This window comes from Komarekiella delphini-convector SJRDD-AB1, assembly GCF_014831675.1.
Classification (GTDB): Bacteria; Cyanobacteriota; Cyanobacteriia; order Cyanobacteriales; family Nostocaceae; genus Komarekiella.
Map to the genome: position 1 here is coordinate 1 of NZ_VJXY01000171.1, position 1,507 is coordinate 1,507.

The 1,507-nt window shown below is 41.7% G+C and carries 1 protein-coding gene and 1 pseudogene; one reads left to right on the top strand and one right to left on the bottom strand.

The features are described 5' to 3' along the window. Positions 1–148: 148 nt before the first annotated feature. On the top strand, positions 149–460 hold the full coding sequence (locus FNW02_RS38125) for a hypothetical protein (RefSeq protein WP_191762632.1): 312 nt from the start codon (positions 149–151) through the stop codon (positions 458–460). Positions 461–481: 21 nt separating this feature from the next. Here FNW02_RS38125 and FNW02_RS38130 read toward each other — a convergent pair. Next, a pseudogene (locus tag FNW02_RS38130) lies at positions 482–1,507 on the bottom strand (hypothetical protein); the annotation flags it as partial.

Below are 1,507 nucleotides of genomic sequence, written 5' to 3' on the forward strand. Positions count from 1 at the left end.
GTGAACCACGAGTCCGTAAACGCCGCCCAAAAGCTTACCCCTTAATGACCAAACCCCGGCATGAGTTACGCAAGCAATTGCAAACAGCTTAAACCACAAGTGTTTCGGCTTTTCTTAGTGCCATTCATCTATAGACACTACCCCGGTAATGACTTGGCATGGTGAACCAAGTATACGAGAGCAGCTTGAGTCCTTATGGACAGTCTATCAAGCAACCTCTAAAGATACGAATCGATTAGAAGACCTTGAAACTATAGGGCTATTCTACCAAGACCTCAAACATCAATTTAGTAGTAAAATACCAACTTTGAAAGTTTACCTTGTGCAATATCCCACACCTGTATTTTTCCCGGTTCCCCCAGTATCAATTTTAGTTTCACAGGTCAAAGATTTGCTCCGTGAAGATTTACGAGATGGGATCTTTCAAGCTGCTGAAAGTTTAGTGACTTTCGGGACTTGACTATTACTTCACTAGATAATATCAAATTTCCATGCCCTGAGCCTTGGACTTCGCCACAACCTGATTAACCTGACTATTAGCTTGTTCAAAAGTTTGCAGGACTTCTGGTGTGACTTTATTAGTTTGCACTTTACCAGATTGCAGACTTAAAATTATCTCTCCATTCTTTTGAGCGATCGCTAAATCTCTTTGGTCTGTATTGAAAGTCAAGTCATACATTTTACCCTTCACTTGGGTGGAACCATCTTCAAGAGCTACTCCCCCAAGCATCCCTACTCTTTGAGCAATTTGGGTCAATCGGCTTATACTCTGGTGTTCAGAGGTATCTTTATTCATTGCTGCTAAAGCTTTTTGGGATAATTGTTGCCCTGAATCCAATTCCCCAGCTATCTCCATAATTCGCTGTTTGTACTGGTCAGATTTACCAAGTTTATCTGCGACATTGTACCAATTTTGCAGATGATCACTGCTTACAACTGGGCGGTTTTCTACACCAAAAGGTTCGGTTTTTACTTCATTTAAGGGAGTAGTCCCAATAAGGATTGTAGGTGAAAATTGATTTTTGGTAGCAGTAGTCAGGGCTTGGGGTGCAGTTTTGGGAGGAGGCAGTGCTGGCGGCTTCAAATACTTGGGTCGATTCGGCAACGAGTTAACTTGTTGCTGATATTCATATTGTGAACAAATTACCTCTCCAAATTTCTTGGTCATCTTTTGGGCAACTTGCTCAGGGATGGTTGCGCTTACCAAGTTAAATACTGCTAAACCCTTTTTCGTCTCCTTTGGTACATCTTCTAGCGGGACTTGAGCAAACGCTACATCTTGGGCAGTTAACCAATTAGTTACAGCATGAACTTTGTGATTATCAACTGCCATGCCCATTAGTCCCAGTGTTCTGTCTTCTGGTGTGGTAAATAGGAATGTAGTAGTCCACCAAGGCATTTTTGCTGGGTAAGCCCCTCTAATTGATAAACTAGTCAAAAAAGGGGTTGAGCATGGCAAAAAAGTATGTTGTAGATTTAAGCGAAGAGGAAGTTTTACAACTGCAAG

Coding starts and splice junctions, on each gene's coding strand:
- FNW02_RS38125 (WP_191762632.1), top strand. CDS start 149: ATGACTTGGCATGGTGAACCAAGTATACGAGAGCAGCTTGAGTCCTTA.